The organism is Pseudomonas sp. P4_C4 (genome assembly GCF_056402055.1).
The window spans coordinates 281,187-296,050 of sequence record NZ_JBFUID010000002.1 but is presented as its reverse complement, the minus strand read 5'-3'; the positions used below and the strand labels follow the sequence as shown (position 1 = coordinate 296,050).

The 14,864-nt window shown below is 60.6% G+C and carries 14 protein-coding genes and 1 riboswitch; of the genes, 8 read left to right on the top strand and 6 right to left on the bottom strand.

What is annotated here, in order from left to right:
• The first annotated feature begins 162 nt into the window (after positions 1 to 162).
• Positions 163 to 1,842, top strand: a complete 1,680-nt coding sequence (gene ligB, locus AC1DXW_RS02975) for an NAD-dependent DNA ligase LigB (protein ID WP_477752464.1) — start codon at positions 163 to 165, stop codon at positions 1,840 to 1,842.
• A 96-nt stretch (positions 1,843 to 1,938) separates the two neighbouring features.
• Entirely contained in the window at positions 1,939 to 2,334 is a 396-nt protein-coding gene (locus AC1DXW_RS02970) for a DUF1090 domain-containing protein (protein WP_477752465.1), read from the top strand.
• Positions 2,335 to 2,465: 131 nt separating this feature from the next.
• Here the strand turns inward: AC1DXW_RS02970 and AC1DXW_RS02965 are convergent, their stop codons facing one another.
• The gene (locus tag AC1DXW_RS02965) at positions 2,466 to 2,915 is read right to left on the bottom strand and encodes a c-type cytochrome (protein WP_477752466.1); all 450 of its coding nucleotides are present in this window, start codon (positions 2,913 to 2,915) and stop codon (positions 2,466 to 2,468) included.
• Between the two features lie 128 nt (positions 2,916 to 3,043).
• On the opposite strand from AC1DXW_RS02965, the gene mltA reads away from it, so the two are divergent.
• Positions 3,044 to 4,228, top strand: a complete 1,185-nt coding sequence (gene mltA / locus AC1DXW_RS02960; protein WP_477752467.1) for a murein transglycosylase A — start codon at positions 3,044 to 3,046, stop codon at positions 4,226 to 4,228.
• Between the two features lie 65 nt (positions 4,229 to 4,293).
• On the opposite strand, the gene AC1DXW_RS02955 is transcribed toward mltA, so the two are convergent.
• The gene (locus AC1DXW_RS02955; protein WP_477752468.1) at positions 4,294 to 4,677 is read right to left on the bottom strand and encodes an MAPEG family protein; all 384 of its coding nucleotides are present in this window, start codon (positions 4,675 to 4,677) and stop codon (positions 4,294 to 4,296) included.
• A gap of 49 nt (positions 4,678 to 4,726) precedes the next feature.
• Complete coding sequence (locus tag AC1DXW_RS02950; RefSeq protein ID WP_477759747.1) at positions 4,727 to 5,560, bottom strand: EamA family transporter; 834 nt, start codon at positions 5,558 to 5,560, stop codon at positions 4,727 to 4,729.
• 317 nt (positions 5,561 to 5,877) lie between these two features.
• On the opposite strand from AC1DXW_RS02950, the gene AC1DXW_RS02945 reads away from it, so the two are divergent.
• Positions 5,878 to 7,047 (top strand): MFS transporter, encoded by a 1,170-nt coding sequence (locus tag AC1DXW_RS02945; protein ID WP_477752470.1) that lies wholly within the window; start codon positions 5,878 to 5,880, stop codon positions 7,045 to 7,047.
• Positions 7,048 to 7,090: 43 nt separating this feature from the next.
• On the opposite strand, the gene AC1DXW_RS02940 is transcribed toward AC1DXW_RS02945, so the two are convergent.
• Positions 7,091 to 7,495, bottom strand: a complete 405-nt coding sequence (locus AC1DXW_RS02940; RefSeq protein WP_007994339.1) for an acyl-CoA thioesterase — start codon at positions 7,493 to 7,495, stop codon at positions 7,091 to 7,093.
• A gap of 198 nt (positions 7,496 to 7,693) precedes the next feature.
• A riboswitch (S-adenosyl-L-homocysteine riboswitch) is annotated at positions 7,694 to 7,796 on the top strand.
• A gap of 23 nt (positions 7,797 to 7,819) precedes the next feature.
• On the opposite strand from AC1DXW_RS02940, the gene ahcY reads away from it, so the two are divergent.
• From ahcY to AC1DXW_RS02920, 4 genes are all read left to right on the top strand, one after another.
• Positions 7,820 to 9,229 carry an adenosylhomocysteinase gene (gene ahcY, locus AC1DXW_RS02935; protein ID WP_218431184.1) on the top strand — a complete coding sequence of 470 codons (1,410 nt, stop codon included), beginning with the start codon at positions 7,820 to 7,822 and terminating at the stop codon, positions 9,227 to 9,229.
• A gap of 157 nt (positions 9,230 to 9,386) precedes the next feature.
• Complete coding sequence (gene metF / locus AC1DXW_RS02930) at positions 9,387 to 10,232, top strand: methylenetetrahydrofolate reductase [NAD(P)H] (protein ID WP_477752471.1); 846 nt, start codon at positions 9,387 to 9,389, stop codon at positions 10,230 to 10,232.
• A gap of 214 nt (positions 10,233 to 10,446) precedes the next feature.
• Positions 10,447 to 11,262 carry a substrate-binding periplasmic protein gene (locus AC1DXW_RS02925; RefSeq protein ID WP_477752472.1) on the top strand — a complete coding sequence of 272 codons (816 nt, stop codon included), beginning with the start codon at positions 10,447 to 10,449 and terminating at the stop codon, positions 11,260 to 11,262.
• A gap of 223 nt (positions 11,263 to 11,485) precedes the next feature.
• Positions 11,486 to 13,354, top strand: a complete 1,869-nt coding sequence (locus tag AC1DXW_RS02920) for a DEAD/DEAH box helicase (RefSeq protein ID WP_477752473.1) — start codon at positions 11,486 to 11,488, stop codon at positions 13,352 to 13,354.
• A 192-nt stretch (positions 13,355 to 13,546) separates the two neighbouring features.
• Here the strand turns inward: AC1DXW_RS02920 and AC1DXW_RS02915 are convergent, their stop codons facing one another.
• Entirely contained in the window at positions 13,547 to 14,140 is a 594-nt protein-coding gene (locus AC1DXW_RS02915) for a YceI family protein (RefSeq protein WP_477752508.1), read from the bottom strand.
• A gap of 35 nt (positions 14,141 to 14,175) precedes the next feature.
• Positions 14,176 to 14,727: a cytochrome b gene (locus AC1DXW_RS02910; RefSeq protein ID WP_477752474.1), complete on the bottom strand. Its 552-nt coding sequence runs from the start codon at positions 14,725 to 14,727 to the stop codon at positions 14,176 to 14,178.
• Positions 14,728 to 14,864 lie beyond the last annotated feature (137 nt).

Sequence of the window (14,864 nt, the reverse complement as noted above, 5' to 3'; positions counted from 1 at the left end):
CTGTGGGCAAACGCAAATCCCTGTGGGAGCGAGCCTGCTCCGGGCGGCGTTCCGACGAAGAGGCCAGCACAGCCACCGGACATACCCGGCAAAATACCCCCTCTGCGCGCCACCCCATACTGACCTAGCCTTCACGCACCTCACCGAGCAAGGACGCTCAAGATGCTTCCCGACCTGCGCCTGTTTTTCGCCTTTCTACTGACCTTTGCCCACCTGACCGCCAATGCCACCGAGTGCCCGGACTGGCCATCCGAACGCGCCCTGAACGAAGTCAACAAACAGCAACAGCAAATCGACTTCTGGGACGACAGCTATCACCGCCAGGGACGCTCACTGGTCGCCGATGAGCTCTACGACCAGTCCCGCTCGCAACTTACGCAATGGCGCCACTGCTTCAACCTGAGCCCGTCCGCAGACCCCTTGCGCACTGCGCGCGGCACGCTGCCCCACCCCATCGCCCACACCGGTCTGGACAAACTGCATGATCGTCCCGCCGTGGAAAACTGGCTGCGTGACCGGGTGGACGTCTGGGTCCAGCCTAAAATCGATGGCGTGGCGGTGACCCTGGTTTACCGCAACGGTCTGTTGGCCCAGGCAATCAGCCGTGGTGACGGCGAAAGCGGTCAGGACTGGACGGCTCCGGCACGGCAGATTCCGGCCATCCCGCAACGGCTGTCGCAGGCCCGGGACGTGATCGTGCAAGGCGAACTGTATTGGCGCCTGACCGATCACGTGCAGGCCCAGGCCGGCAGCCTCAATGCTCGTGCCTCGGTGGCCGGCCTGATGGCACGCAAGGTCTTGAGCGCCGAACAGGCCGCCGGCATCGACCTGTTTGTCTGGGACTGGCCCCAAGGGCCGGCGAGCGTACCCGCGCGTGCCGCGGCGCTGACCGCGCTGGGCTTCCCGAGTACCACGGCATACAGCCAGCCAATCACCTCCGTCACCAATGCCGAACGCTGGCGCGAACACTGGTATCGCTCCCCCCTGCCCTTTGCCAGCGACGGCATCGTCCTGCGCCAGAACCAGCGCCCGGCCGCCGAACGCTGGCAGGCCAGGTCACCTTACTGGGCCATCGCCTGGAAATACCCCTTTGCCCAGGCGCTGGCCGAAGTCCGCCGGGTTCATTTCAGGATCGGCCGGACCGGGCGGATCACTCCGGTACTTGAACTGACCCCGGTGATGCTCGATGACCGGCAGATCAAACACGTCAGCGTTAGCTCGCTGCAACGCTGGCAGGCGCTGGACATACGTCCGGGTGACCAGGTCGCCATCAGCCTGGCCGGGCTGACCATTCCCAGGCTCGATAGCGTTGTATTACGCAGCAGCGCACGCGCCGAGTTGAACGTGCCGCTGGCAGAGGACTTTAATTCATTGAGTTGCTGGCGACCGACTCCGGGCTGTGAGAGCCAGTTTCTCGCGCGCCTGACCTGGCTCAGCAGCAAACAGTGTCTGGCGCTGCCCAATGTGGGTCCGGGCACTTGGGAAAAACTTCTTGCAACAGGTCGCCTGAACGGTCTGCTGGATTGGTTGACCCTCGATGCTCAAGAGCTTGCTACCATTGACGGTTTCGGCGAGCGCAGCGCGGCTCGCCTTGCAGACAGCTTCAACCTAGCCCGGCAACGCTCGTTCGCGCACTGGCTGAAAGCCCTGGGATTGCCGCCGACAGGTCAGGTGCACCTCGGCAACTCATGGCAGGCACTGGCGCAGCGAGACATCGAACAATGGCGGGCCGAGACCGGTATCGGTCCGGGACGCGCGGCGCAACTGAACGCCTTTTTCCGCGATCCGCAGGTCCTGGCCTTGAGTGAAACATTACGTGATGCGGGGATTGACGGCTTTTAGCGGTCAGCCTTGCGCCCAGCGGGAACCCCAGGGGACCGCCGGGCTCCAACAAGCCATTGCCACACCGGCCCGCTTGTCTTCTTACATGGAGCTTTTATGAAATTTCTTTCACCGCTCGTCCTGCTAGCCCTTTGCAGCGTGCTGGCCACCCCGTTGATGGCGGACGAGGAAGCGCCGGGGCTGACCGGTTGCGCGGCCAGGAAGCAAGGTATCGTCAACCAGATCGAATTGGCCAAGGTCCACGGCAACGCCGACCAGCAGGCAGGCCTGGAAAAAGCCCTGAGCGAAGTCGAGGCGAACTGCACCGACGCCTCGCTGAAGAAGGAACGGGAAAACAAGGTGCTTGACGCCAGGCACGAGGTCAGCAAGCGTCAGGCGGAACTCGACAAGGCCATGAGCAAAGGCGACTCTGACAAGATCAACAAGCGCAAAGACAAACTCGCCGATGCCCGCAAGGAATTGCAGGACGCTTTGGATGAGCTGGATAAATAAGAACAGATAACGAGCAAAGATCTTTGGTGTTGCCGAAGCAGTCTTCGCGAGCAAGCTCGCTCCCACAGGGTCATGCGCTCACCTGTGGGAGCGAGCTTGCTCGCGAAGACGCCAGACCGGGCACCGCTGGGTCAATGATCCCGAAACGCCTTATGACACGCACTGCAAGCATCTTCGACTTTCTGCACCGCCGGCCCAAGATTGCTGGCCTTGTAGGGTTGAACCTGGCTGGCGATCACCAATTCACCGGTGGCGGATTCAAGGTCACGGGCCATGGCCTGGAAGCGCGCCTGCTGCTCCCAGACATCGCTCTTGGCGCTGGTGTGATCTTCCTCGCGCACCTGCGGAAAATGCTGCCACGGCTCACGGGACAGCGCATCGAGTTTCACCGAGCCCTTGGCGAACTTCGGGCCATCGAACGCAATGCGCCCACGCAGCATGCCGCCCAGGTCTTCGCCAGTCTTGAGCATCTGCTTGAAAATGGCCTTGCGCTGGCCGAGCGGCGAGTTGGGGTCGACTCCGCCACAAGCGGACAACGTCAGGCAGGCCAGCAATACAACAGAAAGTCTTTTAAGAGTCATGGTGGCTTCAGGTCACGGGAAACGGCGGCCAGTATCCTCGCGTCATCGGCAAAGACCAATAGCCCTATTATCAATAAGGGTTGTTTGAGCGCATGGAGCGCCCAGGCAACCGGCAAAGGAATCACTCCATGAACAGCCGTTTCAAGGCATGGCGTCACAGCCTGGCCTGGACCCTGCCGATGGTGACCCTGCTCGCAGGCTGCACCGGTGGCGACAACCAACAACCGAAGACCCACGCTCTGGCGACCTATTCCAGTGCCACATGGGAAGCGCTGCCGGCGGTGTCCGACAACGACCTGGTCGCCGGCTTCGGCTCGTGGCGCAGCGCCTGCACCCGACTCAAGGCCGACCCGGTCTGGGGTGGCACCTGCACAGCGGCTGCCAACGTGCCGCAAACCGCCAGCGACATTCGCGGCTTTCTCAAACAGAACCTCGATGTCTATGGCCTGCGCGCCGCCAACGACAACCCCAGCGGCCTGATCACCGGCTACTACGAGCCGGTCTATCCCGGGAGCCTGACCCAGACCAGCGCGGCCAATGTCCCGGTCTATGGCGTCCCCGAAGACATGATCATCGTCGCCCTCGACAGCATTTACCCGGAACTCAAGGGCAAACGCCTGCGCGGTCGGCTCGAAGGTCGCGTGCTCAAGCCGTACGACGATTCGGCGACCATTGAAAGCAAAGGGGTCAAGGCGCCGGTCGTGGCCTGGCTGACCGATCCAATGAACCTGCAGTTCCTGCAAATCCAGGGTTCGGGTCGTATCCAGCTCGACAATGGCCGCCAGTTGCGCATTGCTTACGCCGATCAGAACGGCCATCCGTATCGACCGATCGGCCGCTGGCTGGTGGAACAGGGCGAGTTGAAAAAAGAAGACGTGACCATGGGCGCCATCAGCACCTGGGCCAAGGCCAATCCGTCGCGGATTCCCGAACTGCTCGGCAGCAACCCCAGCTACGTGTTCTTCACCCGTAACCCGGACAGCAACGAAGGCCCGCGCGGCTCGCTGAACGTACCGCTGACCGCCGGTTACAGCGCGGCAGTGGATCGCAAGGTCATTCCGCTGGGCAGCCTGTTGTGGCTGTCCACCACCAAACCGGACGGTACAGCCCTGGTTCGCCCCGTGGCAGCACAGGACACCGGCGGCGCCATTGCCGGCGAGGTTCGGGCGGATCTGTTCTGGGGTACCGGCGATGCGGCCGGGCAACTGGCCGGGGACATGAAACAGCAGGGGCAGATCTGGATGCTCTGGCCCAAAGGTGCGGCGCTACCACAAGTGCCGCAGGTGGCGGATACGGTTAAAGCAAATCCGTGAGCAACTGATTACTGTAGGAGCCGGCTTGCCGGCTCCTACAGGTCAATGGTGTCGGCGAAGATCTCTCAGACCGACACCACAAAGAAACTCACGATCAACGCTATCCCCACGAACCACACCAGCGACCGCAGTGTCGGCCAGTCCGCCAGGTAGCAAATGATGTAGAGCAGGCGACTGGTGATGAACAACACCGACAGCACATTGATCGTCACCAGTTCGGCATTGCCGGCCAGGTGCGCCACGATCACCGCCGCGGCGAACGCCGGGATCACTTCAAAACTGTTCAGTTGCGCCGCGTGCGCCCGTCTGCCCACGCCTTCCAGAGAGTCGAGAAAATCCCGAGGGTCATGATTGTCTTTCAGCCGGAACCCGCCACTGATCTTGGCGAACCACGCACACACATACGGCAGGAAAATCGCGATCAAAATGCACCACAGAGCCACCGTCATAACGCCGTCCTTTCTTCTAGTTGTGGAGAATTGAATTCCATCCGGGCGATCAAAATTTCATCACCAGTATGCCGATCATGACAAGGCTACAGGCGAGTAACCGTGGCCCGCCAAACGGTTCTTTCAGGTAACGCATGCCAAACAGCACCACCAGAATCACGCTGATCTCGCGCAACGCTGCGGCCTCGRCAATCGAACCCAACTGCATCGCCCACAGCACCAAAGCGTAGCTGAACAACACGCAGAACCCGACCGCCAGGCCCAGCCGCCACTGCTCGCGCCAGAACAGCATGAACGCGGGTCGTTTACGCACCAACGCCAATAGCGGAAACGGCCAGGCGCTGAGCAGAGTGACCCAGACCAGGTAATCCAATGGATGGGACCAACGCCGCAATGCCTGCCCATCGATGTAGGTGTAGCAACCGATGCACAGGCCGATCAGCGCCACCACCGGCAGCATTGACCACGGCAAACGCGCACCGCCGCCGCCCTGCCAGAGCAGGCACAGCATGCCGAACGGGATCAGCAGGATTCCGAAAATCTGTTGGCGGGTCAGCTCTTCCCCGGCAAAGATCAGCGTCAGCGCCAGCACCATCAACGGCGACAGGCCGCGCATCAACGGGTAAACCAGCCCGAGGTCGCCAACCCGATAGGCCTGGATCAACAAATAGCGATAGAGCAACTCGAGCGCCGCCGATGCCAGGATCCACGGCCAGATCTCCAGCGGCGGTACGCTCAGGAACGGCAACATCAGTGCGACAAAGAGCAGCGCCACGCTGTCCATGCAGGCCACCACCAACAACCGCTCCGCACTGAACTTGATCAGGGTATTCCACGCCGCATGCAACAGCGCCGCGACCAACACCAACGCCGTTGCAAGCACGGCCTACTCCTTTTGTTGTCTCCACGATCCTTGTAGGAGCGAGCTTGCTCGCGAAAAAAGCAAGGGCAACGCGGTTAGCCAGCAAACACGCGTCATCGTTGACGTCCATCGCGAGCAAGCTCGCTCCTACAGGGGCCTGGTACAGAATTGATTCGCCATATATCAGTGGCTGTTTATACTGCAAGCGACCACGCCGCACTCAGTTGCGCACAGACTAATTCCAATAATAACTCTGCCCGGCCCGCTCTCGTCGAGAACGGTCGTCGGCCTGCGTATGCCTGATCACAGCGTCAAGACTACCGATAGAGACCTTGCGCATGCCACTCGCTTTGCTTGCCCTCGCTGTTGCCGCCTTCGGCATCGGCACCACCGAATTCGTCATCATGGGCCTGTTGCCCGACGTCGCCCGCGATCTCAGCGTGAGCATTCCCGATGCCGGACTGCTGATCACCGGCTATGCCTTGGGCGTGGTGTTCGGCGCACCGATCCTCGCCGTCGGCACCGCCAACATGCCGCGCAAAGCTACCCTGCTGGGCATGACGCTGATGTTCATCCTCGGCAACATGCTCTGCGCGCTGGCGCCGAATTACGCCACGCTGATGGCCGCGCGAGTGATCACGGCACTGTGCCATGGCGCATTTTTCGGCATCGGTTCAGTGGTCGCCGCCGGGCTGGTGGCACCCAACAAACGGGCCCAGGCGATTGCCATGATGTTCACCGGCCTGACCCTGGCCAACGTGCTCGGCGTGCCGCTGGGCACCGCACTCGGGCAATACGCAGGTTGGCGCTCGACCTTCTGGGCGGTGTCGGTGATCGGTGTACTGGCGGCAATCGCGCAATGGGTCTGGTTGCCGAAGAACATCGCGATGGATAAAGCCAACCTGGCCAGCGAGTTCAAGGTGCTGGGCAAGGCCAACGTACTGCTGGCGCTGGGCATGAGTGTGCTGGCCTCGACCAGCCTGTTCAGTGTGTTTACCTACATCGCGCCGATCCTGCAGGAAATCACTGGCGTCAGCCCCCACGGTGTCACCATCATGCTGCTGTTGTTCGGCGTTGGCCTGACCGCCGGCAGCATGCTCGGTGGTCGTCTGGCGGACAGCCGCTTGCTGCCTTCACTGGTGGGCATGGCGCTGGCGGTGCTGGTGCTGCTGGCGGCGTTCACGCAAACCAGTCATTCGGCCATTCCGGCAGCGATCACGCTGGTGCTGTGGGGTACGTTCGCCTTTGCGCTGTGCCCGATCCTGCAACTGCTGATCATCGATCAGGCCTTTGAGGCGCCGAACCTGGGTTCGACCTTGAACCAGAGCGCCTTCAACCTCGGCAACGCCGCCGGAGCCTGGATCGGCGGCCTGGTGGTGGCCAGCGGCGCGGACCTGGCGGACTTGCCGTGGACCGGTGCGCTGGTCAGCGGGCTGACCGTGTTGACTGCATTGTTCTTCATCTATCGCCAGCGTCACGTTGCGGCTGCGTTTGATGTGGCGGGTTGAGCATCAACTTGATTGTATGCTCGCAAAGGGGGCGCCACCGATCTCACTGAGCGGCGTCATCATCCTTGAACTGGTCTTTGACGTACTTGATCTCGGTTCGGCCATGGGGCGCGGGCAAGCCGTCTTCACCCAGGTTGACGAAGACCATCTTCTCCACCGTCAGGATGCTTTTGCGGGTGATCTTGTTGCGTACTTCGCATGTCAGGGTGATCGAGGTGCGGCCGAATTCGGTCGCCGTGATGCCCAGCTCGATGATGTCGCCCTGGCGCGAGGCGCTGACGAAGTTGATTTCGGAAATGTACTTGGTCACTACACGCTGGTTCCCCAACTGGACGATGGCGTAGATCGCCGCCTCTTCGTCGATCCAGCGCAGCAGGCTACCGCCGAACAAAGTGCCGTTAGGGTTGAGGTCTTCGGGTTTTACCCATTTGCGGGTGTGGAAATTCATATTCACTCCTGACCATCTTGCCGATTGATGCCTGGCATCATGGCAGAGCCCGGGCTAGAGCTCTATCAAGCTTCGACTATGGTCTCGATTACCGTTCGGACATTGACCAACAGAAACGCTTTGGAAGATCAGCATAGCCCGCTATAATCGCCACCGTTTCAAAACGGTCATCATCGCTTGATACCGTTTTCCCGCCACCTGTCCGAGGGGCGCTGCAGCAGGTTCGACCTGTCAGGCTCGGATGGGGCGTTGCCAGGCCTTGATCGGCCCGACACTAAACGCACAACGGCGCCCATTCGCATACATTACGAATGGAGGCTCTTCATGAGCGCTGTTATCACGCCTGCAGATTTTACCGATTACAAAGTCGCCGATATGTCCCTGGCTGCCTGGGGCCGTCGCGAAACCATCATCGCTGAATCCGAAATGCCAGCCCTGATGGGTCTGCGTCGCAAGTACTCCGAAGAGCAACCGCTCAAGGGCGCGAAGATTCTCGGCTGCATCCACATGACCATTCAGACTGCCGTGCTGATCGAAACCCTGGTTGCCCTGGGTGCCGAAGTACGCTGGTCGTCCTGCAACATTTTCTCGACTCAGGACCAGGCCGCCGCTTCCATCGCCGCTGCCGGAATCCCGGTTTTCGCCTGGAAAGGTGAAACCGAACAAGAGTACGAGTGGTGCCTGGAGCAAACCATCCTCAAGGATGGCCAGCCATGGGACGCCAACATGATCCTCGACGACGGCGGCGACCTGACCGAGCTGCTGCACAAGAAGTACCCACAGGTTCTCGATCGCGTCCACGGCGTGACCGAAGAAACCACCACCGGCGTTCACCGCCTGCTGGACATGCTGGCCAAGGGCGAGCTGAAAATCCCGGCCATCAACGTCAACGACTCGGTGACCAAGAGCAAGAACGACAACAAGTACGGCTGCCGTCACAGCCTGAACGATGCGATCAAGCGCGGCACCGACCACCTGCTGTCCGGCAAGCAAGCGCTGGTCATCGGCTACGGCGACGTGGGCAAGGGTTCCGCTCAGTCCCTGCGTCAGGAAGGCATGATCGTCAAGGTTTCCGAAGTCGACCCGATCTGCGCCATGCAAGCCTGCATGGACGGTTTCGAAGTGGTTTCGCCATTCATCGACGGTATCAACAACGGTACTGAAGCAAGCATCGACAAGGCATTGCTGGGCAAGATCGACCTGATCGTGACCACCACCGGCAACGTCAATGTTTGCGATTCGAACATGCTCAAAGCCCTGAAGAAGCGTGCCGTTGTCTGCAACATCGGTCACTTCGACAACGAAATCGACACCGCTTTCATGCGCAAGAACTGGGCATGGGAAGAAGTGAAGCCGCAGGTTCACAAGATCCACCGTACCGGCGCTGGCGATTTCGACCCACAGAACGACGACTACCTGATCCTGCTGGCCGAAGGCCGCCTGGTTAACCTGGGCAACGCAACCGGCCACCCGAGCCGCATCATGGACGGTTCGTTCGCCAACCAGGTTCTGGCGCAGATCTTCCTGTTCGGCCAGAAGTACGCCGACCTGTCGCCAGCCCAGCAAGCCGAGCGCCTGACCGTTGAAGTACTGCCGAAGAAACTCGACGAAGAAGTGGCCCTGGAAATGGTCCGTGGCTTCGGCGGCGTCGTGACTCAACTGACCAAGACCCAGGCCGACTACATCGGCGTGACCGTCGAAGGTCCGTTCAAGCCGCACGCTTACCGCTACTGATCGGCCGGCTCTTCCTGTGTAGGAGCGAGCTTGCTCGCGATGGACGTTAACGAAAACGCGCGCTATCTGGCTAAACGCGTTGCCCTGACGTTTTTCGCGAGCAAGCTCGCTCCTACAGGGGCCTGCGTCCGCCTTACGCGTTTTCAAGGGTATTCCCATGTCCCAAGATCGTCGCTACAGCTTCGAGTTCTTCCCTACGAAGACCGATGCTGGGCAAGAAAAGCTGCTCGCCACTGCTCGCCAGTTGGCCACCTACAACCCCGATTTCTTCTCCTGCACCTACGGCGCCGGCGGTTCGACCCGTGATCGCACGCTGAACACCGTGTTGCAGCTAGAAAGCGAAGTCAAAATCCCTGCCGCTCCGCATCTGTCTTGCGTGGGCGATAGCAAAGCTGACCTGCGCGGCCTGCTGGCCCAGTACAAGGCCGCCGGCATCAAGCGTATCGTCGCTCTGCGCGGTGACCTGCCTTCGGGCATGGGCATGGCCAGCGGTGAATTGCGCCACGCCAACGACCTGGTTGAATTCATTCGTGAAGAAACCGGTGATCATTTCCACATCGAAGTCGCCGCTTACCCGGAAATGCATCCGCAAGCGCGCAATTTCGAAGACGATGTTGCCAACTTCGTGCGCAAGGCCAACGCTGGCGCCGACAGTGCGATCACCCAGTACTTCTTCAACGCCGACTGCTACTTCTACTTCGTGGAACGTGTGCGAGCGCTGGGTGTGAACATCCCGATCGTGCCGGGCATCATGCCGATCACCAACTACAGCAAGCTGGCGCGCTTCTCCGATGCCTGCGGTGCGGAAATCCCGCGCTGGATCCGCAAGCAACTGGAAGCCTACGGCGACGACACCCAGAGCATTCAGCGCTTTGGTGAACAGGTCATCACCGAAATGTGCGAACAACTGCTGCAGGGCGGCGCTCCAGGGCTGCACTTCTACACATTGAACCAGGCTGAAGCGAGCCTGGCGGTGTGGAATAACCTGAAGTTGCCACGTTGAGGCAGCTACAAGCTGCAAGTTGAACGCTACAAGCAAGATCAAAAGATCGCAGCCTTCGGCATCTCCTACCCCGGAATGTGTATTCCCTGTAGGAACTGTCGCACGCTGCGATCTTTTGCTTTCAGCGCACTATTAATGTGCAGCAATCCACGGAGTTAGAGCATCTGCAGTGAGTTTCTGGCTCTTTCCGGTTTCTCGTCGTAATCTCAAACCCATGCCTTTGATCACGCAATTAATCGCCATGCTTGTCTTCACTTGCCTGAGCTTCGCCGCTCGGGGCGAGAAGCTGCGCATTGTCACGGAGCCGTGGGCGCCTTATGTGTACGAAGACAACGGCAAATCACTGGGCCTGGACTACGAAACCACCGCCATTGTCTTCAAGCGCCTGGGCATCGAAGTGGAGTGGCAGTTCCTGCCATGGAAACGCTGCCTGTCGATGCTTGAAACCGGGCAGGCCGACGGCGCGCTGGACATCTTTCACAGCGTCGAACGTGATGCGACCCTGCTCTACCCCGGCGAACCACTGTCTGAAGTCCAGTTCGTGATGTTCTACGCCAATGAACGGCCCCATCCGTTTCGCACCCTCGATGACTTGCAAGGCCTGACCATCGGCACCTCGCCGGGTTACCTGTACAGCAAGGACTTCAGCGATTCGACGCTGTTCACCCGCGAGCCGGCTCCCACCCATGAAGCCAACTTCGGCAAACTGGTACGCGGGCGGATTGACCTGCTGATCACCGACCGCCGGGTTGGCCAGCATTTGCTCGACGAGCTGGGCATCCGCGACAAGATCACCGAAAACCCCACGATCATCAGCCAGCAAAGCCAGTTTCTCGCGGTACGTCGCAATGCGGGCATGGATCTGCTGGTGCAGCGTTTCGGCGCCGAACTCAAACGTTTCAAACGCGAGCCTGCCTACGCTGAACTGAGTGCGCGCTACGGCGCGGAACCGGCAGCCAACGTGAAGACTGAAAAGACCACGGCCGCCACGGAAAAAACCGTTGAGCAGCAGGAAAGCGGCGCGCAGTGATTGCTCTGTTATACTCCGGCCTTCCCGCCAGGCTCACGCCCGGACGCTCGGAATCGTTCAAGGCATCTCAACCCCGCTACTGCGCAGCTTTCAGCCCGCGCGAGCGCTTGCAGACGAGCCTTCGAGACCCAGCAGGACCGGACGGGATTGCGTCCTCTTAAACGCCATTCGCGCCAGGCAAGACTCCCATTGGGCCAAGCCCTAACTTAAAACAGGATTACTCATGTCCTTTGCTTCCCTCGGTCTCTCCGAGGCTTTAGTCCGCGCCATCGAGGCAGCGGGCTATACCGAGCCTACTCCGGTGCAACAGCGGGCCATTCCCGCCGTGTTGCAAGGTCGCGACCTGATGGTCGCGGCACAGACAGGTACTGGTAAAACCGGCGGTTTCGCCCTTCCGATCCTGGAGCGGTTGTTCCCCAACGGTCACCCGGACAAATCCCAGCGTCACGGCCCGCGCCAGCCGCGCGTACTGGTCCTGACCCCGACTCGCGAACTCGCGGCGCAAGTGCATGAAAGCTTCAAGGTCTATGCCCGTGACCTGAAGTTCGTCAGCGCCTGCATCTTCGGCGGTGTTGGCATGAACCCGCAGGTTCAGGCCATGTCCCGTGGCGTAGACGTGCTGGTGGCCTGCCCTGGCCGCCTGCTCGACTTGGCCGGCCAAGGCAGCGTCGATCTGTCCCACGTGGAAATCCTCGTGCTGGACGAAGCCGACCGCATGCTCGACATGGGCTTCGTCCATGACGTGAAGAAGGTCCTGGCCCGTCTGCCGGCCAAACGCCAGAATCTGCTGTTCTCGGCGACCTTCTCCAAGGACATCACCGACCTCGCCGGCAAACTGCTGCACAACCCGGAACGCATCGAAGTCACGCCGCCGAACACCACGGTCGAGCGCATCGAACAGCGCGTATTCCGCCTGCCAGCCAGCCACAAGCGTTCGCTGCTGGCGCACCTGATCACCGCTGGCGCCTGGGAACAGGTACTGGTGTTCACCCGCACCAAGCACGGCGCCAACCGTCTGGCCGAGTATCTGGACAAGCACGGCCTGAGCGCCGTCGCGATCCACGGCAACAAGAGCCAGAACGCCCGCACCAAAGCCTTGGCCGACTTCAAGGCCGGCACCGTGCGCATCCTGGTGGCCACCGACATCGCCGCCCGCGGCCTGGACATCGACCAGTTGCCACACGTGGTCAACTTCGAACTGCCGAATGTCGATGAAGACTACGTGCACCGCATCGGCCGTACCGGCCGTGCCGGTCGTTCGGGCGAGGCGATTTCGCTGGTAGCCCCGGACGAAGAAAAACTGCTGAAAAGCATCGAACGCATGACCAGGCAGAAAATCGCCGACGGCGACCTGATGGGCTTCGATGCCAGTGCTGTGGAAGCCGAGAAACCTGAAGTGCGCGAGCGTCCGGACATGCGTAACCCACGCAATCCACGTGGCCCGCGCGGCGACGGTCCGAACGGCAGCGGTGGCGGCGGTGGTCGCAAGGACAAAGGCAAGGACAAGGGCAAGGAAAAACCGGCCGGCGAGCGCGGTGAGCGCCCGGCCCGTCAGCAAAAACCACGTGAAGGCACTCCGGCTCGCGAACAGCGTCCGTCGCAGCCTCCTCGTGCCGCCGCTGACCGTGCCCCGGACGAGTTCCTGGACGACGATGTCGATAACTTCGGTAACCGCGTCGACTACGTGCCGCAGCAGAAACCCGCGCAAGGCCGTGGCCGCCGTCCGGGTGCTCCGGCACAAGGCACTGCAGCAGGTTCGGGCGCTCCACGTTCCGGCAAGCCACAAGGTCGCCAGAGCGGTCCGCGCAACAGCGATGGCGCCAGCACCGGCACCCCACCGGCCAAGCGTAGCGGCCCTCGCAGTGGCGCACCGCGCGACGGCCAGGCCCGCCGCGAAGACTCGCGCAATCGCCGCCCGGCCCGTGACGACCAGCCGCGTTCGGAACCGGCCGTGCAGAACCCGCGCGGCCCCGCGCCGAAGATCATGCACAAGGAGTCCAAGGCTGACCGCTTCCCGACACCAGAGCAACTGGATCAACTGCCAAGCCGTCCTCGTGGTGAGAAACCAGCGCTGCTGACCCGCAATCGCTGAGTTATCGCTGCAATGAAAAATGCCCCTGATCGCGAGATCAGGGGCATTTTTTTATGGCTGATGAAATCCTGTAGGAGCGAGCCTGCTCCGGGCGGCGTTCCGACGATGGTCGTCAACGATAACGCTGGAAGCCTGATGCTCCGCGGCGCTCTCAGGTTTTTCGCGAGCAGGCTCGCTCCTACCGTCTCAGCATTACTTCGCTTTAACACCTTCAAACGTGATGTACAGATCGACCGCGTCGGACTGTGGGCCCAAGTCCATCATCTTGCCGAAATCGGAACGCTTGATGCTGGTAGTGCCCTCGAAGCCTGCACGGTAGCCGCCCCATGGATCCTTGCCTTCACCCAGGAAAGTGGCCTTGATCACGACTGGCTTGGTTACGCCATCAATAGTCAGGTCGCCGGCCACGTCGGCCGTGTCTTTGCCAGCGGCGTTTTTACCGGTGGCTTTAACGCTGGTGGACACGAACGTGGCCTTAGGGAAATCAGCCACTTTCAGGAAGTCTTTGCTGGAGACGTGCTTGTCACGTTCGGCGTTGTTGGTGAAAACGCTGGCGGTGTTCACGTTGAACTCGATCTTGCTGTCTTCAGGCTTGGCAGCGTCGAAGCTGAACTTGCCGTCCATGGTCTTGAAGGTACCGGTGATGAAGCTGTAGCCCAGGTGGCTGATCTTGAAGTTGACGAAGGCGTGCTGGCCTGTTGTGTCTACTACGTAGTCAGCAGCCATCACATTAGCGGACAGCAGGGCCGAACCGATTGCCAGAGCGGCGAGAGTCTTTTTCAACAACATGCTTTGTTTTCCTTGGGAGTCGAGGTTGAACTTCAGGCTTTGCGACCCAGCATTCGCTTGAGGGTCACATCACGGTCGATAAAGTGGTGCTTCAATGCTGCCAACGCATGGAGGCCGGAAAAAATTACCAGCACCCACGCCAGGTAGAGGTGAATCGCACCGGCGTTATCTGCCTGGTCCGGCAGTCCGGAAACCAGGGCAGGCACTTCAAACCAGTCAAACACCGGAATCCCGGCACCTTCTGCGGTGGAAATCATATAACCGGCAATCATCACAGCGAACAGACAGAGATACAGAAAGGCATGGCCGAACATGGCACCCAGACGCGTCATGCGGCTATAGCTGGCCAGGGTTGGCGGCGGCGGGCTGATGAAACGCCACAATACCCGCAGCACCATGACGCCCAGCAAGATCAAACCGATGCTCTTGTGCAGATCCGGCCCGGTCTTGCGCCAAGGGTCGTAATAGCCGAGGCCGACCATCCACAGCCCGAGGGCGAACAAACCGAACACGGCCAGTGCCACGCCCCAGTGCATGAAGATGCTGACCCAGCCGTAGCGGGAGGTCGAGTTACGTAGCTGCATTGCCTAGATCCCTGTAAGTGCTGGCCCAAGACTATCGAGTTATCTATCGAATTAAAGCCGAAAATTTCGCTTTGAAATATCGAGAAATACGATCAAGAGTCTGAAACAGGCGAGTTAAGGAAAGATTAAAGTCGAAA

Bases quoted from the DNA above. Each gene is read 5' to 3' on its own strand.
- metF (WP_477752471.1), top strand. From the start codon at position 9,387: ATGTCCCAAGATCGTCGCTACAGCTTCGAGTTCTTCCCTACGAAGACC.
- AC1DXW_RS02925 (WP_477752472.1), top strand. From the start codon at position 10,447: ATGCCTTTGATCACGCAATTAATCGCCATGCTTGTCTTCACTTGCCTG.
- ahcY (WP_218431184.1), top strand. From the start codon at position 7,820: ATGAGCGCTGTTATCACGCCTGCAGATTTTACCGATTACAAAGTCGCC.
- AC1DXW_RS02970 (WP_477752465.1), top strand. From the start codon at position 1,939: ATGAAATTTCTTTCACCGCTCGTCCTGCTAGCCCTTTGCAGCGTGCTG.
- AC1DXW_RS02910 (WP_477752474.1), bottom strand. From the start codon at position 14,727: ATGCAGCTACGTAACTCGACCTCCCGCTACGGCTGGGTCAGCATCTTC.
- AC1DXW_RS02965 (WP_477752466.1), bottom strand. From the start codon at position 2,915: ATGACTCTTAAAAGACTTTCTGTTGTATTGCTGGCCTGCCTGACGTTG.
- AC1DXW_RS02920 (WP_477752473.1), top strand. From the start codon at position 11,486: ATGTCCTTTGCTTCCCTCGGTCTCTCCGAGGCTTTAGTCCGCGCCATC.
- AC1DXW_RS02945 (WP_477752470.1), top strand. From the start codon at position 5,878: ATGCCACTCGCTTTGCTTGCCCTCGCTGTTGCCGCCTTCGGCATCGGC.
- AC1DXW_RS02940 (WP_007994339.1), bottom strand. From the start codon at position 7,495: ATGAATTTCCACACCCGCAAATGGGTAAAACCCGAAGACCTCAACCCT.
- ligB (WP_477752464.1), top strand. From the start codon at position 163: ATGCTTCCCGACCTGCGCCTGTTTTTCGCCTTTCTACTGACCTTTGCC.
- mltA (WP_477752467.1), top strand. From the start codon at position 3,044: ATGAACAGCCGTTTCAAGGCATGGCGTCACAGCCTGGCCTGGACCCTG.
- AC1DXW_RS02955 (WP_477752468.1), bottom strand. From the start codon at position 4,677: ATGACGGTGGCTCTGTGGTGCATTTTGATCGCGATTTTCCTGCCGTAT.